Raw genomic sequence first — 17,529 nt, forward strand, 5'->3', positions numbered from 1 at the left:
CTAGCCCTCTTCCGTTGGGCGGATCAGTTCCGCGATATTGCGCATGTTTTCTTCCATTTCGGGGGCACTGATGGTTTCGTCACCATCCAGCGCCAGAACAAGGTGGCGGTCATTGGATTCTGCAACAGCCATGACGACGACATACTCAAACCCGTCGTCAGATTCGGTCATTGTCATCGTGACGGCGTTCAGAGTGGCGGTCTGGAACTGATCGCGGCCCAGCATGTCGGGGGCAGGAACCCCTTCAGACGCGGCATCCTGCGCCGCTTCGGTTGCGATGCTGTCCAACATGGCGTCTAGCGACTGGCCCGCAAACTCTTCGGGCAGGGGCATGATTTCCAGCCAGAGCATATCGCTTTCCAGCACAACCGCGTCGTCAAAAGCGAAACTCTCGGCATCTTCCCAATCCGACCCCGCCGCGCAGAATTCAAATCCGTTGGGCAACGGGTGACAGGGCGCTGCGGCAAATGCGGCGGGCGAAGCAAGCACAAGCAGGCTGAGCCCCGCCGCCAGCATGGGGGCCGAGGCGATTGATCTATACATGCCCCTCCTCCTTCAAGACCTTGTTCTTCAGCCCTGTGCCCAGATAGGCCTCGATCACTTGCTCATTGGCCTTGATTTCGTCCAGCGTGCCTTGCGCCAGAACCTTGCCTTCGGCCATGCAGATTACTGGGTCACAGATGCGCCCGATGAAATCCATGTCGTGTTCGATCACGACGAAAGTATAGCCCTGTTCCTTGTTCAGCCGCAAAATGGCGTCTGCAATCGTGTTGAGCAATGTGCGGTTCACACCTGCGCCGACTTCGTCCAGAAAGACGATTTTGGCATCGGTCATCATCGTGCGGCCCAGTTCCAGCAGTTTTTTCTGACCGCCGGAAATCTGCCCCGCCTTTTCATCGGCAATGTGGTCAATGGTCAGGAATTCCATAACTTCATTGGCCCGCGCACGAATCCGGTGTTCTTCCTCGCGCACACGGGTTGGGTGAAACCATGCAGACCACAGATCTTCGCCGGATTGGCCCGGCGGAACCATCATCAGGTTTTCGCGCACCGTCATGGTGTGAAATTCATGTGCGACCTGAAATGTCCGCAACAAGCCTTTGGAAAACAACGCATGCGGGTGCAGGCCGGTGATATCTTCGCCTTCCATCAGCACTTGGCCTGATGTGGGCGGCAGCACACCCGCGATCACATTGAACAGCGTCGTTTTGCCTGCGCCATTGGGGCCAATCAACCCTGTGATCGAGCCTTTCTCGACCTCAAGCGTTGCACCGTCTACCGCATGAAAGCCACCGAAATGCTTGTGCAAATTCTCGACCCGGATCATCGCCATTGTTATCTACTCCCCATTGCGGGACGCCTTTTTTGGTATTCGTTTGAAAACGGCCCGAGGAACTTCCCCCTCGGGCCGCAGATCCTGCTTCGGACCCGTTTTCAGGTTCAGTGGAACCGAACCGTTACATATTCGCCGCCTTCGACGACATACTCACGGTAGCTGCCAGCGGCCTCACCCGGACCGACCAACTCGACATTGGTGGCGCCCATGTAGTTGACCTCACCGCCATCTGCCAGAATTTGCAAAGCGCGTGCCAGATCACCCGGCAGGATTTCTTCACCCGGCGCATTCGCCACGTTCAGGATGTTCGCGGCAATCCCTTCAGGGGTTGCTTCGCCAGCGGCCTGTGCCGCCAGTGCCAGAAGTGCGGCAGCGTCATAGCTTTCGCGGGTATAGCTGGACTGGCCCTGAACGCCTGCTTCTTCGGCCATGGCGTGGAATGTATCCGCACCTTCGCCCTCAGCCCATGGGATCGTGCCGATGGTGCCTTCAAGCGCCTCACCAACAGCCGAGATCATTTCATCGCCATACATGCCGTCACCGATGAAGAAGCTCTCGAACGCGCCTAACTCATACGCTGTGCGCAGCATAGAGCCGCCGCCATCAACATAGCCCAGAATCACCAGCGCATCGCCACCGGCGGAGGCAAGCTGCCCCACTTCGGCAGAATAGTCGCCGCGCGCTTCTTCATGCGCCACTTTTGATGTGATCGTGCCGCCCATTTCAAGGAAGGATTCCTCGAACGCATTGGCAAAACCCGAACCGTAGTCATTGTTTGTGTAGGTCAGAGCAACTTCCGAGAAACCGCGCTCCATCACGATACCGGCCAGAATTTCGCCCTGACGCGCATCAGATGGCGATGTGCGGAAAAACAGGCCGTTCGATTCTGTTGTGGTAAATGCAGGTGAGGTCGCCGAAGGCGAGATCATTGGAACGCCTGCGGACATGGCCACGTTTTGCAAAACAGCCATTGTCACGCCCGAGCAATCCGCGCCCATGATCGCAACAACACCGTCCGAGGAAATCATGCGCTCTGCCGCCGCTTGTGCTGCCGACGAGTCAACACAGGTCGAATCCGCGCGCACCGACGAGATCGTATGACCGCCAAGGAACAGACCGCTTTCATTGATTTCATTCCACGCCATTTCGGCCCCATCGGCCATGTATGGTGTGATTGATTCAATCGGGCCAGTGAAGCCCAGCAAAACGCCCATCTTGACCTCATCGGCCAGCGCCATGCCCGACGAGAATGCCAGAGCAGTGCTGGCAAGAAGAAGCTTTTTCATTAGAAATCTCCCATAGATTTGTTGTCGACTGACCTGCATGTGACCCACGCAGATCCGGCGGTTTTGACCGCCTTATCCAAATGCCTAGCATGGTGTTTTCACAAGGGGAAGATTTTTCGGAACTCTGTTACGTCAGATTGCAACGCGATTTATTTTCTGCCGCTGAACTGCGCCGTGGTGCCGAAGTCGTGGTCACTCCAACTCGATTGTTCCGGGGGGTTTGGATGTGCAATCGTAAAACACGCGATTTATACCGCGCACTTCGTTGATGATGCGCGTCGAAGTCTCGCCCAGGAAATCATGCGTGAAGGGGTAATAATCAGCGGTCATGCCATCAACAGAGGTGACAGCGCGCAAGGCCAGCGCGAAGTCATAAGTCCGCCCATCCCCCATGACACCGACAGTCCGCATGGGCAAAATCGCCGCGAACGCCTGCCAGATTTCGTCATACAAGCCATGACGGCGAATCTGGTCGATATAGACCGCATCTGCCTTGCGCAGAATTTCCAGCTTTTCGCGCGTAATCTCACCGGGGCAGCGGATCGCAAGGCCGGGGCCGGGGAAGGGGTGGCGGCCAATGAAACCGGCAGGCAGGCCCAATTCGCGGCCCAGCGCGCGCACTTCGTCCTTGAACAACTCGCGCAGCGGCTCGACCAGTTTCAGACCCATTTTTTCCGGCAGGCCGCCGACATTATGGTGGCTTTTGATTGTGACAGACGGACCGCCCGAAAAGCTGACCGATTCGATTACGTCAGGGTACAGCGTGCCTTGGGCTAAAAATTCTGCGCCCTCAATCTCATTGGCGTATTTCTGGAACACATCAATGAACAATCCGCCGATAATCTTACGCTTTGTTTCTGGATCGGAAACACCCTCAAGCTTTCCCAGAAACAGATCGGATTCGTCCGCATGAATCAGAGGGATATTGTAGTTGTCGCGGAACATGGTCACGACTTCGTCCGCTTCGTTCAGCCGCAAAAGCCCATGATCCACGAACACGCAAGTCAGCTGATCGCCGATTGCTTCATGAATCAGAACCGCCGCGACCGAGCTGTCAACCCCACCGGACAGGCCGCAGATGACACGTTTGTCGCCCACTTGCGCTCGGATCTTGGCAATCGCTTCCTCGCGGTACGCGCCCATTGTCCAGTCGCCGGTAAAACCTGCAAGTTTCAGGAAATTGCCCAGCATACGTGCCCCATGCGGGGTGTGGTGCACCTCGGGGTGGAACTGCACCGCGTAGAAACGGCGCGCTTCATCCGCGATCATGGCGAAGGGTGCATTGGCCGAGGTGCCGATGACCTCAAAGCCCGGCGCAAGGGCAGTGACGCGGTCGCCATGGCTCATCCAGACCTGTTCGCGCCCGGCCTCGAACAAGGCCGCGAAAATGCCGTCATTCTTGTGGCCGGTGGTGGGTTCCACATAGGCGCGGCCAAATTCCGCATGGTGGCCGGATTCAACACGCCCCCCAAGTTGGTCCATCATCACCTGTTGACCATAGCAGATGCCAAACAGCGGCACGCCCATTTCAAACAGGTATTGCGGGGCGCGCGGGCTTCCGGCTTGCGGGACCGAGCCGGGGCCGCCCGACAGGATAACCGCCTTGGGCTTGCGCGCCTTCAGAAAGGTGTCATCCACGTTCTGGAACGGGTGAATTTCGCAATAAACATTTGATTCGCGCAGGCGACGCGCAATCAACTGCGTTACCTGAGAGCCAAAGTCGATGATGAGGCAGAAATCATGCTGTGTCATGCGCGCTCGCTTATGCCAAAGGGCGGGCGCTATCAAGGGCTCACGCGCCAAGCGACAAGATTTGCAGATCAGCGACATTCGTGCCTGTGGCACCGGTGATCAACAGATCGCCCGCCAGTTCCAAGGCGCGGTAGCTGTCATTATTGGCCAGCAATCTGTCAGGGTCACCGCCAGCCGCCCGAATGCGGTCAATGGTGCCGCCGTCAACAATCGCCCCTGCCGCGTCGGTCGGGCCGTCGCGCCCATCGGTGCCCCCGGACAGAAACCGCCAATGCGGCTTACCCTGCAAGGCCATTGCCACGCGCAACGCAAGCTCCTGATTGCGCCCGCCGCGTCCATCTCCGCGCAAGATCACTGTGGTTTCGCCGCCAAACAGCGCCAGTTGCGGCCCCTTGCCTTGTGCAATGGTAACAACGCGCTCTGCCGCTTCGGCCACATCACCGACAAGCGCATCCGAGGCGATATACGCCTGCGGGGCCGCCTGTGCCATCGCATCCAGCGACAACCGATTCGACCCGATAAGCCGGTTTTCCGCTTTGGGCAGGGTGGGGGTGTCCTGCGCGCGCTCCAGGGAGGTACGGGTCGCTTGCGGCAACTTGTCCCACAAGCCCTGCGCGCGCAGCATATCAATCACCTCCGCGCGCTGCATGATCGGTGCGACAGTGGGGCCAGAGGCGATGGCCCGCAAATCATCGCCAATCACATCAGACAGGATCAGCGCGGTTACAGGGGCAGGGGCCGCTTGCCGCAACAGCCCACCCCCTTTCAGCCGCGAAAGATACTGCCGCACTGCGTTCATCTGCACGATGTCCAGACCTGCGCCCAGCAGCAGGCGGCTGACTTCTGCCTTGTCAGACAGGCTTAACCCCTCCACAGGGGCCGGCAGCAAGGCAGAGCCACCGCCCGACACAAGCACCAGCACCCGGTCCATTTCAGTGGCCTGCGCAAGCAGCGCCTCCAGCGCGCAAGCGGCGCGAAGGCCGTTTTCATCGGGGACGGGATGACCGGCAGGCATAACAGTTGCGCCGGACACGTCGCGCGCATTCTCGTAATTTGTCACCACCAACGCCGCAGCAGGCTGAAGGTGCGACAGGGCCGCTTCGGTCATGGTGCAGGCGGCTTTGCCCAGACCCAGAAGGAACAGCTTGCCAGTCGCAGGCACGTGAAATGGGTCGTGCGCAAGGCTGTGCAAGACCGCGTCCCGTGGGTCGGCGGCAGCAATTCCTGCGCGAAACAGGTCGGTCATCTCTTCGGGGCTTAGCACCATAGTGCAACCTTTCCCTGCAATGGTCGGGGGTTTATCTATGCCGCGCGGCAGTGACCCCTGACAAGGCCCCATCCTGCATTCGCAATGGCATGCGGCGCGCGGTCTTGATATAGACGGCCCCGAAACCGGGCTGAATGGCCCAATTTTATACGATAAGGACACATCATGTTTGATCTGACTGGAAAATGCGCCCTTGTGACCGGTGCCTCTGGCGGCATTGGCGCAGAGATTGCGCGCGCCCTGCATGCGGCAGGCGCGACGGTCGGTTTGTCGGGCACACGCGAAGCGCCCTTGCAAGCCCTTGCGGAAGAACTGGGTACACGCGCCCATGTGCTGCCCTGCAACCTGTCCGACCCCGAGGCCATCGAAGCGCTGCCCAAAGCGGCGACAGCGGCGATGGGGGGGCTGGATATTCTGGTCAACAATGCGGGCATCACCCGCGACAATCTGCTGATGCGCATGACAGACGAGCAGTGGAGCAGTGTTCTGGATGTGAACCTGACGGCCTCTATGCGGCTGATGCGCGGGGCTTTGCGCGGAATGATGAAGGCGCGCTGGGGCCGGATCATCAACGTGTCTTCTGTTGTGGGGGCGACGGGCAATCCGGGGCAGGCGAATTATGTGGCTGCGAAAGCGGGGCTGGTGGGCATGTCAAAGGCGCTTGCGCAAGAAGTTGCCTCTCGCGGGATTACGGTGAATTGCGTGGCACCGGGGTTTATCGCAACCCCAATGACCGATGCCCTGAGCGAGGAACAGAAAGCCGCGATCAATACGCGTATTCCTGCGGGGCGTATGGGCAGCGCAGGCGATATTGCTGCGGGCGTTCTGTATCTGGCCAGTCAAGAGGCCGCTTATGTGACGGGCGCCGTGCTGCATATCAATGGCGGCATGGCGATGATCTGAGCGCTGTGCGAATCCGTTTGAGGCTTGCGCGCCATGTGCTATAGCCTTTGCGAGCGGATGCTTCGCGGCGGCACTTGACCTACCGCAGCATTGGCCCTATTGGGCGCGCAACGTGACATCGCACAGCGCGACGAACGAGGGAATTTTCAGGCCGGAGACCGGCAAAACCTAAGGGGAAGAACATGAGCGATATCTCGGATCGTGTGAAAAAGATCGTTGTCGAGCATTTGGGCGTTGACGAAGGCAAGATCACCGAAGGCGCGTCCTTCATTGATGATCTGGGCGCCGACAGCCTTGATACGGTCGAGCTGGTCATGGCGTTTGAAGAAGAATTCGGGATCGAGATCCCAGATGACGCCGCCGAGAACATCCAGACGTTTGGCGATGCTGTAAAGTTCATCTCCGAAGCGGCCTGATACAAGATTTGGTCCATATGTGAAAACGCCATCCGAAAGGGTGGCGTTTTTGCGTGTTGGATATGGATCGGAGCGCACCCGTGATCCGTGCATGGCTGACGGCAATGCGCCGGGCCAAACGAAAGTTTTTTATCGATGTGTGAGCGGAGCGTTGCCGCGATTTGTGGCAAGTGCCTTCCCCTGCGAACAAAATACCAGTATCAGATCGATAGAATTAACTAGAGAATATGGAGATAGGGCGCATGCGCAGAGTCGTCGTCACAGGGCTTGGGATGGTCACCCCGCTGGCATGCGGCGTTGAAGAGACGTGGGCACACCTTCTTGCGGGCCAATCCGGTGCCGGACCCATTACACGGTTTGACGCCAGCCACTTGGCCACAACCTATGCGTGCGAAGTGCCGCGCGGTGACGGGTCAAACGGCACCTTCAACCCTGATGACTGGATGGAGCCGAAAGAGGCGCGCAAGGTAGACGAGTTCATCCTCTATGGGATGGCCGCCGCAATACAGGCCGTGCGCGATTCCGGCTGGATGCCGCAGGACGAAGACAGCCGCTGCCGCACCGGGGTCATGATCGGGTCTGGTATTGGCGGACTTTCGGCCATTGCCGATACGGCAGTGCTGCTAAAGGAACGGGGACCGCGCCGCGTGTCGCCGTTCTTCATTCCCAGCGCATTGATCAATCTCGTCTCTGGTCAAGTCAGCATCCGCTATGGGTTCAAGGGGCCGAACCACGCGGTGGTCACTGCCTGTTCGACCGGCGCACATGCCATTGGCGACGCCGCCCGCCTGATCCAGTGGGGCGACGCCGATGTGATGGTCGCGGGCGGCGCAGAAAGCCCCATTTCCGAGATTGGCATTGCGGGCTTCAACGCCTGCAAGGCGGTGTCTACCAAACGCGCTGATAATCCAAAATCGGCCTCGCGCCCCTATGACGCGGATCGTGACGGCTTTGTCATGGGCGAGGGCGCAGGCGTCGTGGTGCTGGAAGAGTACGAACACGCGAAAGCGCGCGGCGCAAAGATTTATGCCGAGGTGCTGGGATACGGCATGTCGGGCGACGCCTATCACATCACAGCCCCCGCCGAAGACGGCGACGGTGCGCTGCGGTCCATGAAAGCGGCCGTGGCACGCGCGGGGTTGGAACCCGCGCAGATTGACTACATCAACGCACATGGCACATCGACCATGGCAGATGTCATCGAGTTGGCAGCGGTCGAGCGCTTGCTGGGCGAAGGGGCTGACAAGGCCACCATGTCCTCGACGAAATCGGCCATCGGGCATTTGCTGGGCGCCGCAGGCGCGGTTGAGGCGATTTTCAGCATTCTTGCTATCCGCGACCAGATCGCGCCGCCAACGCTGAACCTTGACACACCCGCAGTTCAGACACCCATCGATCTTGCCCCGAACGCCGCCCGCCAGCGCAAGATTGACATTGCACTGTCAAACAGCTTCGGCTTCGGGGGCACCAACGCCAGCTTGATTCTGGGGAAAGTTAACGCAGGATGATCCGTCATTTGTTTGCCAATTTCCTGACCCTTCTGATCGTGGGGTTGATCGGGCTTGCGATTGTCATTTCTTCAGGCAAGCGCAATTTCTATGCCGAAGGGCCGCTGGAGCAGGCGATCTGCTTTCGCGTCGCACCTGGGTCTACTTTGCGCGCCGTCTCTTCCGGGCTGGCGCAACAAGACGCGATTGCATCTGCGCAAGTGTTCCGCATCGGCGCGCAATATACCGAGCGCGCAGGCAATCTGCGCTTTGGCTCTTACCTGATCCCCGAGCGCAGCTCGATGGATGAGATCATGGACTTGCTGACACGCGGCGGCGCATCAACCTGCGGGTCTGAAATCCACTACCGTATTGGTGTGACACGGATCGAAACATTGGTCCGCGAACTGGACCCCGCGACGCAGAATTTCCAAGTGATGGTGCAGTTTTCCAGCGATGAAGAACCGCCTGAAGACTACGCCAGCTTTGCCGAACAAGCCGATATCCAGTATCGGATCACGGTGGCTGAAGGGGCGACAAGCTGGCAGATCTGGGAAGGGCTGCGTCTGGCCGAGTTCCTGGACGGAGAACCCGGAGATGTGCCGCGCGAGGGCTGGCTGGCCCCCGACAGCTATTCGGTGCAGCGCGGTGCTGACCGGCAGGCATTGCTGGCCGAGATGGAGGCGCGGCAGGAAAGCATATTGGCCAATCTGTGGGAAAACCGTGTGGACGGTCTGCCCTATGACAGCCCGGAAGAAGCGCTGATTATGGCGTCCATTGTCGAGAAGGAAACCGGGCAGGCCGATGAACGGCGGCAGGTGGCCTCTGTTTTCGTTAACCGCTTGGGCATACCTATGCGGCTGCAAACGGACCCGACCGTGATTTACGGCATTACGCAAGGGCAAGGCACTTTGGGCAGGGGGCTGCGGCGCTCTGAACTGGACGCAACGACACCTTATAACACCTATCGCATAGACGGAATGCCGCCCACGCCGATTGCCAATCCGGGCCGCGCGGCAATTGCGGCAGCGCTCAACCCTGATGATACGCCCTATCTGTACTTCGTGGCCGATGGGACAGGGGGCCACACCTTTACGACCAATCTGGCGGACCATAACCGCGCCGTGGCGCGCTGGCGCGAGATTGAGGCAGAGATGCGCGAACGCCAGCAGGCCGAAGACTAAGCCGCGCGCGCGGGGCGTTTCTTAGGCAGCGGTCTGCGCGCGTGCTACCGCCTGCTTTGGCCATCTGATGAAGATAATGGCAGGGTTTGTGATATTCTCGCGCGTCAGCACGTCGGGCAGGTGGCCCAGCCTGCACCGCGCCTGCATTTCGCGCGCGGTCGAGGCATTGCTGACAATCTCAACCTCCAGCCCCATTGGAACCCCTGCCTTTTGCAGGCTTTGGGTCAGGCAAGACGCTTTCTTAACCCCCATATAGATCGCCAGAGTTGTGCCCGGTTGCAGCATCGCGCACCAGTCGGGGTCTGGATCGCCCGGCTTGCAGGTTGCTGTCGCCAGCATCAGCCGGTCCGTTGCCCCGCGTTCGGTCAGCGCGCGGCCAAGGCTGGCACTGGCCGCACTGGCGGCGGTAACACCGGGCACAATCTCGATAGGGATACCGGCACTATGTGCCGCATCCAGTTCTTCAGTCAGGCGGCCAAATACACCCGGATCGCCCGATTTCAGACGCACAACCTTTTGCCCCTGCTTGGCCGCCGCCACGATAACCGCGTTGATACGGTCCTGCGGCCAGGAACATGCGCCAACTTCCTTGCCGACAAACACCCGCTCGGCATCGCGCCGCGCCAGTTCCAGAACAGCAGGGTCCACCAGCCGGTCATAATAGATGATATCTGCATCTTGCAGCAGACGCAGGGCGCGCAATGTCAGCAGATCGGCAGCCCCTGGCCCTGCGCCCACCAGCGCGATAGAGCCTTGCGCAGTGCGTGCACTGCCATTGGCAAGCGTGGCCTTGACCAATGCTGCCGCCTCTCGCGTGGCACCGCGTGCCATCGCAGCACGCGGCGGACCGCTGAACACCCAATCCCAGAAAAAGCGCCGCTCGCGCTGGGGGATGCAGCGGGCCACTTCGGGGCGCAGACGCCCCGCAAGTTCCGCCAATCCGCCCAATCCCGGCTCTAGCAAGGTTTCCATCTTGGCGCGGATCTGGCGGGCCAAGACGGGGGCAGTACCTTCGGTGGAAATGGCCACCACGACCGGATCACGATCCACGATAGATGGGGTCACGGCATCGCACAGCGCGGGCCTGTCCACGACATTGACCAGTGCGCCCGCGTCCTTTGCCAGCGCATGAACCGCATAATCAAGCCCGACGCAGCCTGTTGCCACGAAAACCAGCGCCGCATCTTTGAACACCTCAATTGAAAGGGTTTTGACCTGCTCGGCGCGCCGTTCGGCCACCAAAGCGGCCAGTTCGGGGTCTAGTTCGGGGGCAAGCAGTACCAGCCGCGCTTCGGTTTTCAGCATCAGCCGCGCCTTTTGCGCGGCCTGTTCACCACCGCCCACAATGACAACATGCCGACCGGCCATTTGCAGAAACATTGGAAAGGTTTTCATGGTGCGAGGCTCCTTGCGGTGGCTTGGGAATAGTTGAGTCGCGCGGCCCAAAGGACGCTGGCCTGCGTGGCAGCATCTTTTGGCGTGCTGCCAAGCGCGATGAGCGCCGCCGCCGCTGTGCCGGTGACGATGGATTGCGCGAAGTCGTCCTGAAGCGTGCCGCGCCACAGGGCATGCAGCGCATCGGGGGCATAGCTGGCATGGGCCAGCTTGCGCGCGTCTGGCAGAAGTGGGGGCAGCACGGTTTCCAAGGGCGTACCGTCTTGCAGGCGGAACAGGGTCACGTCCTTGGTGGGATTGCGTTCAAACTCGCCGCCGCCGCCTTTCAGGATGCACAGCCCCTTTTGCCCGAGGATTTCGCCTGCCGCCTGTTGCAACGGGCGGTAAGGCGGGTGGAACACGCCTTGCACAGCGGCGGGGGCGCGGGCGGGGTTGAGCATGCGGCAGACAGTGTTGACGCAGGACCGCAGGCCGAAAACCGCGCGCAGGCGCAGCAGGTCCAGCACGCGGGGGGCAAAGCATTCCAGCGGCAGATAGGTGATGCCGTCGCGGTCCAGCAGGCGCGCGGCATCCTCAAGGGTTGTCGCCTGCGTGATCCCGGCATGGGCCAGCGCAGAGCGCAGATCCGCGCCGTCGGACTGGTGCGAGTTCCAGCCATGCAAAAGCACGCGCGCGCCGCTTTGCGCCACCAGACGCGCCGAAAGCAGGAACCATGGCAGACCGCGCGTGCGGCCCGCCGCGTAGCTGGGCCAGTCCAGATCGGTCTGCGGCAGGGCGGGCAGGGTTGCTCGCATCGCCTGCGCGAAACCGGCGATTTCGGCTGGAGTTTCGCCCCGGTAGCGCATCAGCATCAACAGCGCGCCAATCGCGTGGGGGTCGGCCTTGCCCGACAGGATCAGGCGCATGGCATCCTCGGCCTCGGCTATGCCCAGATTACGCGCGCGCCCCGGCCCGCGCCCCATCGCGTGGATATAGGGGGCGAGGGTCATTCCGCCGCCTCCAGCCGTCCGGCCAGCAGGGCGGCCAGTTCGGGGCGGCAAGACCCGCAGCTTGTGCCAGCCTGAAGTGCTGTACCGATATCCTCGACCGAGATCAGATTTTGCGCGGCGATCGCCGCTGTGATCGTATTCAGCCCAACATTCAGGCACGCGCAGATCGTGGGGCCGGGATCGACCATACCTGCTCCGGGGCGTCCGGCCAGAAGGGCCGCGCCCGCTTGCCCGACCTGTGCTGCCAGATGCCCGCGCGCAAGCTGCACGGGGTCGGGCGCGGCGAATAGCGCGGCCAAGGTGCGCCCGCCCTCCATCAGGGCAAGGCGGTGGGTGCCACGCACGCGGTCCTCGACACTCAAGCAGGTGGCATCTGGCAGGTTGAACAGCGCGCGGGAATAGGCTTCCCAGTCGTCTGGCACGTCCGTTCCCGCCAGTTCACTGCGCCAGCCGCCCGCATGGCGGGCGCGTGCCCAATAAGCTGCGTCGGGCGTCTGTGGCCCTACTGATACGGCAAAGCCATACCATGCAGGGCTTAAAGCCGTGAGTGCCACGACCGAGGCTTTGCTTTCGGGTTGGCCCGAAAAGGGGGCGGTCACAGCGGCCACCAGCGCATCGACGCGGCCAGTAGGGGCCGTTTCGCCGGTCCAGTGCATGGGGGCAAAGACCTGCCCGCGCTGCACACGGTCCGTGATGGCCACACGCAGGATCGCCGCGCCTTGCGGGCTGGTGACGCGCGCCAGCGTTGCGGGTGCAAGACCAAGGGTGGCGGCGTCGTCCGGGTGGATTTCCAAAAACGGCTCGGCAATATGCTGGTTCAGACGCGGCGAAAGGGCTGTGCGCGTCATCGTGTGCCACTGGTCGCGCACACGGCCCGTGTTCAGGCGAAACGGATAGTGCGGCGCTGTCTTGGCCACAGGCAGGCGCGGGGTGATGGGCAGCATACGGGCGCGTTGATCGGGGGTGAAGAAACCACCTTGCGCGAAGAAGCGCCCGCCCTGCCTTTGTGCGCTGACCGGCCAGCGGGTTGGGGGCAGGGCGTCATAATCGGCCTGTACCAGCCCTGATATGTCGAAATCGCGCCCCAGATCACCTGCAATGCCGGAAAGTGCCGCGTATTCGGCAAACACATCGCCCGCATTTGACCAACCGAACGCATCGCACCAGCCCATGCGCGCGGCCACATCCGCGATCATGCGCCAGTCGTCACGGGCCTGGCCGGGCGCGGGCAAAAACGGGCGCTGGCGGCTGATGGTGCGGTCGGAATTGGTGACAGTGCCGGATTTTTCGCCCCATGCGGTTGCAGGCAGGATCACATCGGCCAGCCGTGTGGTGTCGGTCTGGGTCACATCGCTGACCACCACGAAATCGCAGCCCTTGATGGCGCGCGCCACCGCATCGGCATCGGGCATCGACACGGCAGGGTTGGTGTGGATGACCCACAACGCCTTGATCTGGCCTTGGGCCACAGCGTCAAACAACTCGACTGCTTTCAGGCCGGGTTTGTCGGGCATGGCGGGGCTGTTCCAGAACCCTTGCACTGCGTCGCGGTGGGCGGGGTTCTCAAGCTCCAGATGGCACGCCAGCATATTGGCCAAGCCGCCCACTTCGCGCCCACCCATCGCGTTGGGCTGGCCGGTGACAGAAAACGGCCCCATGCCGGGGCGGCCAATGCGCCCGCTGGCAAGGTGGCAATTCAGGATCGCGTTCACCTTGTCGGTGCCGCTGGAGGACTGGTTGATCCCTTGGGAATAGACGGTCACGACACGTTCGGTGGTGGTGAACCAGTCAAGGAACATGGCCAGATCACTCACAGGCAGCCCGGTCATGGCGGGGTCAGAGGCACGGGCGCTGGCAAGTGCCGCGTCAAACCCGGTGACATGGCGCGCGACGTAAGTTTCATCCACAGCGTCCCGGTCCGCCAGCGCCACAAGGGCGGCGTTGAAGAGTGCTGCGTCAGAGCCGGAGGCCAGCGCAAGATGCAGGTCTGCAATGTCACAGGTTGCGGTGCGGCGCGGGTCTACCACCACAACCTTCGTGCCACGCGCCTTTTTCGCAGCAACCAGCCGCTGATAAAGCACCGGATGGCACCATGCCAGGTTGCTGCCCACCAGCACAACCAGATCGGCCTGATCCAGATCTTCATAGGCGCCGGGCACAGTGTCCGCGCCGAATGCGCGCTTGTGCCCCGCGACACTGGACGCCATGCACAGCCGCGAATTGGTGTCCACATTGGCCGTGCCGATATAGCCTTTGATCAGCTTGTTGGCGGCGTAATAATCCTCGGTCAGCATCTGGCCGGAGAGGTAGAACGCCACGCTATCCGGCCCGTGCTCGCGGATGGCTGTGGCAAAGCGGTCCGCCACCAGATCAAGTGCTGCGTCCCAGCTTGCCGCGCTTGCGCCAATCACTGGCGTCAGGATGCGGTCTTCAAGGCCCAGCGTTTCGCCCAAAGCCGTGCCCTTGGAACACAGCCGCCCGTAATTCGCCGGATGGTCGGGGTCGCCCTTGACGCTTGCATTGCCCGCGCCGTCCGGTGTGACCAGAACCCCGCAGCCCACGCCGCAATAGGGGCAGGTGGTGCGGACCCCGCTCATGCTGCTGCCCCCCGGATCAGGCGCTTGGCGTCCAGCAGAATGCGCCCGCCCTCGACCCGCGCGGGGTATGTCGCAACCGCCCCCTCATCTGCGCCCTGCGCCATGCCGGTTTCCAGTGAAAATACCCAGTTATGCAGCGGGCAGGTCACAGAATGGCCGTGCACGATCCCTTCGGACAACGGCCCGCCCTTGTGCGGGCAGCGGTCGTCAATGGCAAAGACCTGATCATCGCCCGTGCGGAACACCGCCACGCAGCCATGCACGGTTTTGACGAGGCGCGCCCCGCGCTGGGGGATGTCGTTCAATGCGCCGATATCTAGCCAGCTCATTCCGCCGCCTCCCGTGTCAGATCGGCAAGCGGCGCGAAATCGGCCTGTGCCTGTGGGGTCGCGCGGTCCGCCCATGGGTCGCGCTGGTAGATGGTTTGCGACAGATCGAAGCGTTTGATCAGGGCCGCGCGGTTGTCCAGATCCTCGACCACCTGCGCCTGCACCCATTCCAGCCCAACCTTGGCCAGCCATTTGTAAGGCCGGTCCAGATATTTGGCGTGTTCGCGGTAAAGCTGGACGAAAGCCACGGTCAGGTCGATCGCCTCTTGTTCCGTGGCGACCTTGGCCAGACGTTCGGTTTCCTTCAGATCCATCCCCGCCGCCCCGCCCACGCCAATCTCATAGCCTGAATCGACACAGATGATCCCCACATCCTTGCAGGTGGATTCCGCACAGTTGCGCGGACAGCCCGACACGGCCAGCTTGACCTTGTGCGGGGTCCATGACCCCCAAAGGCGTTTTTCCAGCTTGATGCCCAGACCTGTGCTGTCCTGCGTGCCGAAGCGGCAGAAATCTGTGCCGACACAGGTTTTCACTGTGCGCAGCCCCTTGGAATAGGCGTGGCCAGAGACCAGCCCTGCCGCGTTCAGATCGGCCCAGATATGGGGCAGGTGTTCCTTTTGCACGCCCAGCAGGTCGATGCGCTGCCCACCTGTAACCTTGACCGCCGGAATGTCGTATTTGTCGGCGGCATCCGCAATCGCGCGCAATTCGCGCGGGTTGGTCATGCCACCCCACATGCGCGGGACCACCGAATAGGTGCCGTCTTTCTGGATATTGGCGTGGTTGCGTTCATTCACAAAGCGGCTTTGCGCATCATCGGTGTAATCTTCCGGCCAATCGGCCAGCAGGTAGAAATTCAGCGCAGGGCGGCAGACATGGCAGCCGCAAGATGTTTTCCAGCCCAGTTCCTGCATGACAGCCGGCATGGATTTCAACTCGCGCGCCTTGATCAGGCGGGGCACATCTTCATGCGTCAGCTCGGTGCAGCCGCACATGGGTTGTGCGGCAGGCATCTTGAACGCATCGCCAAGCGTGCTGGCAAGAACCTGTTCCACCAGCCCTGTGCAGGTGCCACAAGACGCGCTGGCCTTGGTCTGTGCCTTGATATCTGCAAGGGATGCAGCCCCCCCTTCGATCGCGGAAACGATGGTGCCTTTGCAAATGCCGTTACAGCCACAGATTTCCGCATCAAGCGGCAAGGCTGCAACGGCTGCCAAAGGGTCCGCTTGGGTACCCCCCTGATAGGCGGGGCCAAAGATCAGGGTGTCGCGCATATCCGAGATATTCGTGCCATCCTTGATCAGGCCAAAGAACCATGACCCGTCAGCGGTATCGCCATACATAACCGCGCCGATCAGGCGGTCCTCCTCGATCACCAGCCGCTTGTAGACGCCGCGCGCAGGGTCGCGGAACACGATATCTTCGCGCCCTTCAGAATCGGCGAAATCGCCTGCGCTGAACAGGTCCACGCCTGTGACCTTCAGCTTGGTTGCGGTCTGGACAGGCTGGAAGGCGGCGTCGTTGCCCAGCAGGGTCGCAGCAACGACTTTCGCCTGATCATAAAAGGGGGCGACCAGCCCGAAAAGCTGCGCGTTATGCTCCACACATTCGCCGACTGCCAGAATATCGGGGTCGGATGTGACCATCTGGTCATTCACAGTAATCCCGCGCCCGATTTCCAAGGCGGCGTCCGTGGCGATGCGGGTTTCGGGTCGAATACCCACGGCCATGCAGACCTGATCCGCACCGTAAACGGTGCCATCGTCCAGCAACACCGCCTCAACCCTGTCCGTGCCCAGAATGGCCTTGGTGGCGCCCTTGCAATGCACGGTGATGCCGCGCGCCTCCAGATCCTTTTGCAGCAGGTAGCCTGCGGCGGGGTCCAGCTGGCGCTCCATCAGATAGCCCATCAGGTGAATAACTGCCACCTCCATGCCGCGCGCTTTCAGGCCTGCCGCCGCTTCCAGCCCCAGCAGACCACCGCCAATAACCACAGCCTTCGCACCGGGCTTGGCAGAGGCGTCGATCATGGCCTGTGTGTCGGCCATGTCGCGGTAGGTGATCACACCGGGCAACTCATGGCCCGGCACCGGGATGATGAAGGGCGCAGAGCCTGTGGCGATGAGCAGCTTGTCATAAGGTGCGCCGCCCTCGTTCGAGTAAACGACCTTCTTTACACGGTCGATGCGCACCACAGCCTCGCCAAAGCGGCAGGTGATGTTGTGCTGCGTGTAGAAGTCGTCATCATGGGTGACGATGTCCTGATAGGTCTTTTCACCAGACAGAACCGGCGACAGCATGATGCGGTTATAGTTGCCGCGCGGCTCTGCGTTGAATAGCGTGATATCCCAGCCGTCCGGGTCTTGCGCCAGCAGATGCTCAATGACGCGCCCAGAGGCCATGCCTGCGCCGATGATTACGAGTCTTTTACGCATTTGTCGCCTCCGTCCTAATCAGATGGCCGTATTTCAGATTCGACAGCACCTCGACCGATACCACATTTCGCATCCGGGATTCAGCTTGGCGCAAGATGTTGTTTATCCACAGCCCACCCACAGGCATATACAATTTGCTCGGCGACTTGC

The 17,529-nt window shown here is 61.2% G+C and carries 14 protein-coding genes; 4 read left to right on the plus strand and 10 right to left on the minus strand.

The features are described 5' to 3' along the window. The 5 genes from BD293_RS07455 to BD293_RS07475 form a co-directional block, all read right to left on the minus strand. On the minus strand, positions 1-543 hold the full coding sequence (locus BD293_RS07455; RefSeq protein WP_142080556.1) for a hypothetical protein: 543 nt from the start codon (positions 541-543) through the stop codon (positions 1-3). Further along, positions 536-1,327 (minus strand): ABC transporter ATP-binding protein, encoded by a 792-nt coding sequence (locus tag BD293_RS07460; RefSeq protein WP_142084409.1) that lies wholly within the window; start codon positions 1,325-1,327, stop codon positions 536-538. The genes BD293_RS07455 and BD293_RS07460 overlap by 8 nt, the downstream gene beginning before the upstream one ends. A 113-nt stretch (positions 1,328-1,440) precedes the next feature. Continuing rightward, positions 1,441-2,622: an ABC transporter substrate-binding protein gene (locus BD293_RS07465; RefSeq protein WP_142080557.1), complete on the minus strand. Its 1,182-nt coding sequence runs from the start codon at positions 2,620-2,622 to the stop codon at positions 1,441-1,443. Positions 2,623-2,814: 192 nt separating this feature from the next. Continuing rightward, the gene (gene guaA / locus BD293_RS07470; RefSeq protein ID WP_142080558.1) at positions 2,815-4,374 is read right to left on the minus strand and encodes a glutamine-hydrolyzing GMP synthase; all 1,560 of its coding nucleotides are present in this window, start codon (positions 4,372-4,374) and stop codon (positions 2,815-2,817) included. 40 nt (positions 4,375-4,414) lie between these two features. After that, a complete protein-coding gene (locus tag BD293_RS07475; RefSeq protein ID WP_142080559.1) occupies positions 4,415-5,641 on the minus strand; it encodes a glycerate kinase type-2 family protein in 1,227 nt (408 codons plus the stop codon). A gap of 165 nt (positions 5,642-5,806) precedes the next feature. Between BD293_RS07475 and fabG the strand changes: the two genes are divergently transcribed. The 4 genes from fabG to mltG all read left to right on the plus strand — a co-directional run bounded on the left by fabG (position 5,807) and on the right by mltG (position 9,631). Continuing rightward, a complete protein-coding gene (fabG, locus tag BD293_RS07480) occupies positions 5,807-6,544 on the plus strand; it encodes a 3-oxoacyl-[acyl-carrier-protein] reductase (RefSeq protein WP_142080560.1) in 738 nt (245 codons plus the stop codon). Between the two features lie 182 nt (positions 6,545-6,726). Beyond that, positions 6,727-6,960, plus strand: coding sequence for an acyl carrier protein (locus BD293_RS07485; RefSeq protein WP_142080561.1), 234 nt, complete (start codon positions 6,727-6,729; stop codon positions 6,958-6,960). A 242-nt stretch (positions 6,961-7,202) separates the two neighbouring features. Continuing rightward, on the plus strand, positions 7,203-8,468 hold the full coding sequence (gene fabF / locus BD293_RS07490) for a beta-ketoacyl-ACP synthase II (RefSeq protein WP_142080562.1): 1,266 nt from the start codon (positions 7,203-7,205) through the stop codon (positions 8,466-8,468). Then, on the plus strand, positions 8,465-9,631 hold the full coding sequence (mltG, locus tag BD293_RS07495; RefSeq protein WP_142080563.1) for an endolytic transglycosylase MltG: 1,167 nt from the start codon (positions 8,465-8,467) through the stop codon (positions 9,629-9,631). Before fabF ends, mltG begins: the two co-directional genes overlap by 4 nt. 21 nt (positions 9,632-9,652) lie before the next feature. Here mltG and cysG read toward each other — a convergent pair whose 3' ends face one another. Genes cysG through nirB form a run of 5 tightly spaced genes read right to left on the minus strand, consistent with a single transcriptional unit; the run spans position 9,653 to position 17,379 of the window. Next, positions 9,653-11,026: a siroheme synthase CysG gene (gene cysG, locus BD293_RS07500; RefSeq protein ID WP_142080564.1), complete on the minus strand. Its 1,374-nt coding sequence runs from the start codon at positions 11,024-11,026 to the stop codon at positions 9,653-9,655. Continuing rightward, complete coding sequence (locus BD293_RS07505; protein ID WP_142080565.1) at positions 11,023-12,015, minus strand: glycosyl transferase family protein; 993 nt, start codon at positions 12,013-12,015, stop codon at positions 11,023-11,025. The genes cysG and BD293_RS07505 overlap by 4 nt, the downstream gene beginning before the upstream one ends. Beyond that, positions 12,012-14,612: a nitrate reductase gene (locus BD293_RS07510; protein WP_142080566.1), complete on the minus strand. Its 2,601-nt coding sequence runs from the start codon at positions 14,610-14,612 to the stop codon at positions 12,012-12,014. Before BD293_RS07510 ends, BD293_RS07505 begins: the two co-directional genes overlap by 4 nt. Beyond that, positions 14,609-14,941, minus strand: a complete 333-nt coding sequence (nirD, locus tag BD293_RS07515; RefSeq protein WP_142080567.1) for a nitrite reductase small subunit NirD — start codon at positions 14,939-14,941, stop codon at positions 14,609-14,611. The genes BD293_RS07510 and nirD overlap by 4 nt, the downstream gene beginning before the upstream one ends. Continuing rightward, complete coding sequence (gene nirB / locus BD293_RS07520) at positions 14,938-17,379, minus strand: nitrite reductase large subunit NirB (protein ID WP_142080568.1); 2,442 nt, start codon at positions 17,377-17,379, stop codon at positions 14,938-14,940. Before nirB ends, nirD begins: the two co-directional genes overlap by 4 nt. Positions 17,380-17,529 lie beyond the last annotated feature (150 nt).

The organism is Roseinatronobacter monicus (assembly GCF_006716865.1).
GTDB lineage: Bacteria > Pseudomonadota > Alphaproteobacteria > Rhodobacterales > Rhodobacteraceae > Roseinatronobacter > Roseinatronobacter monicus.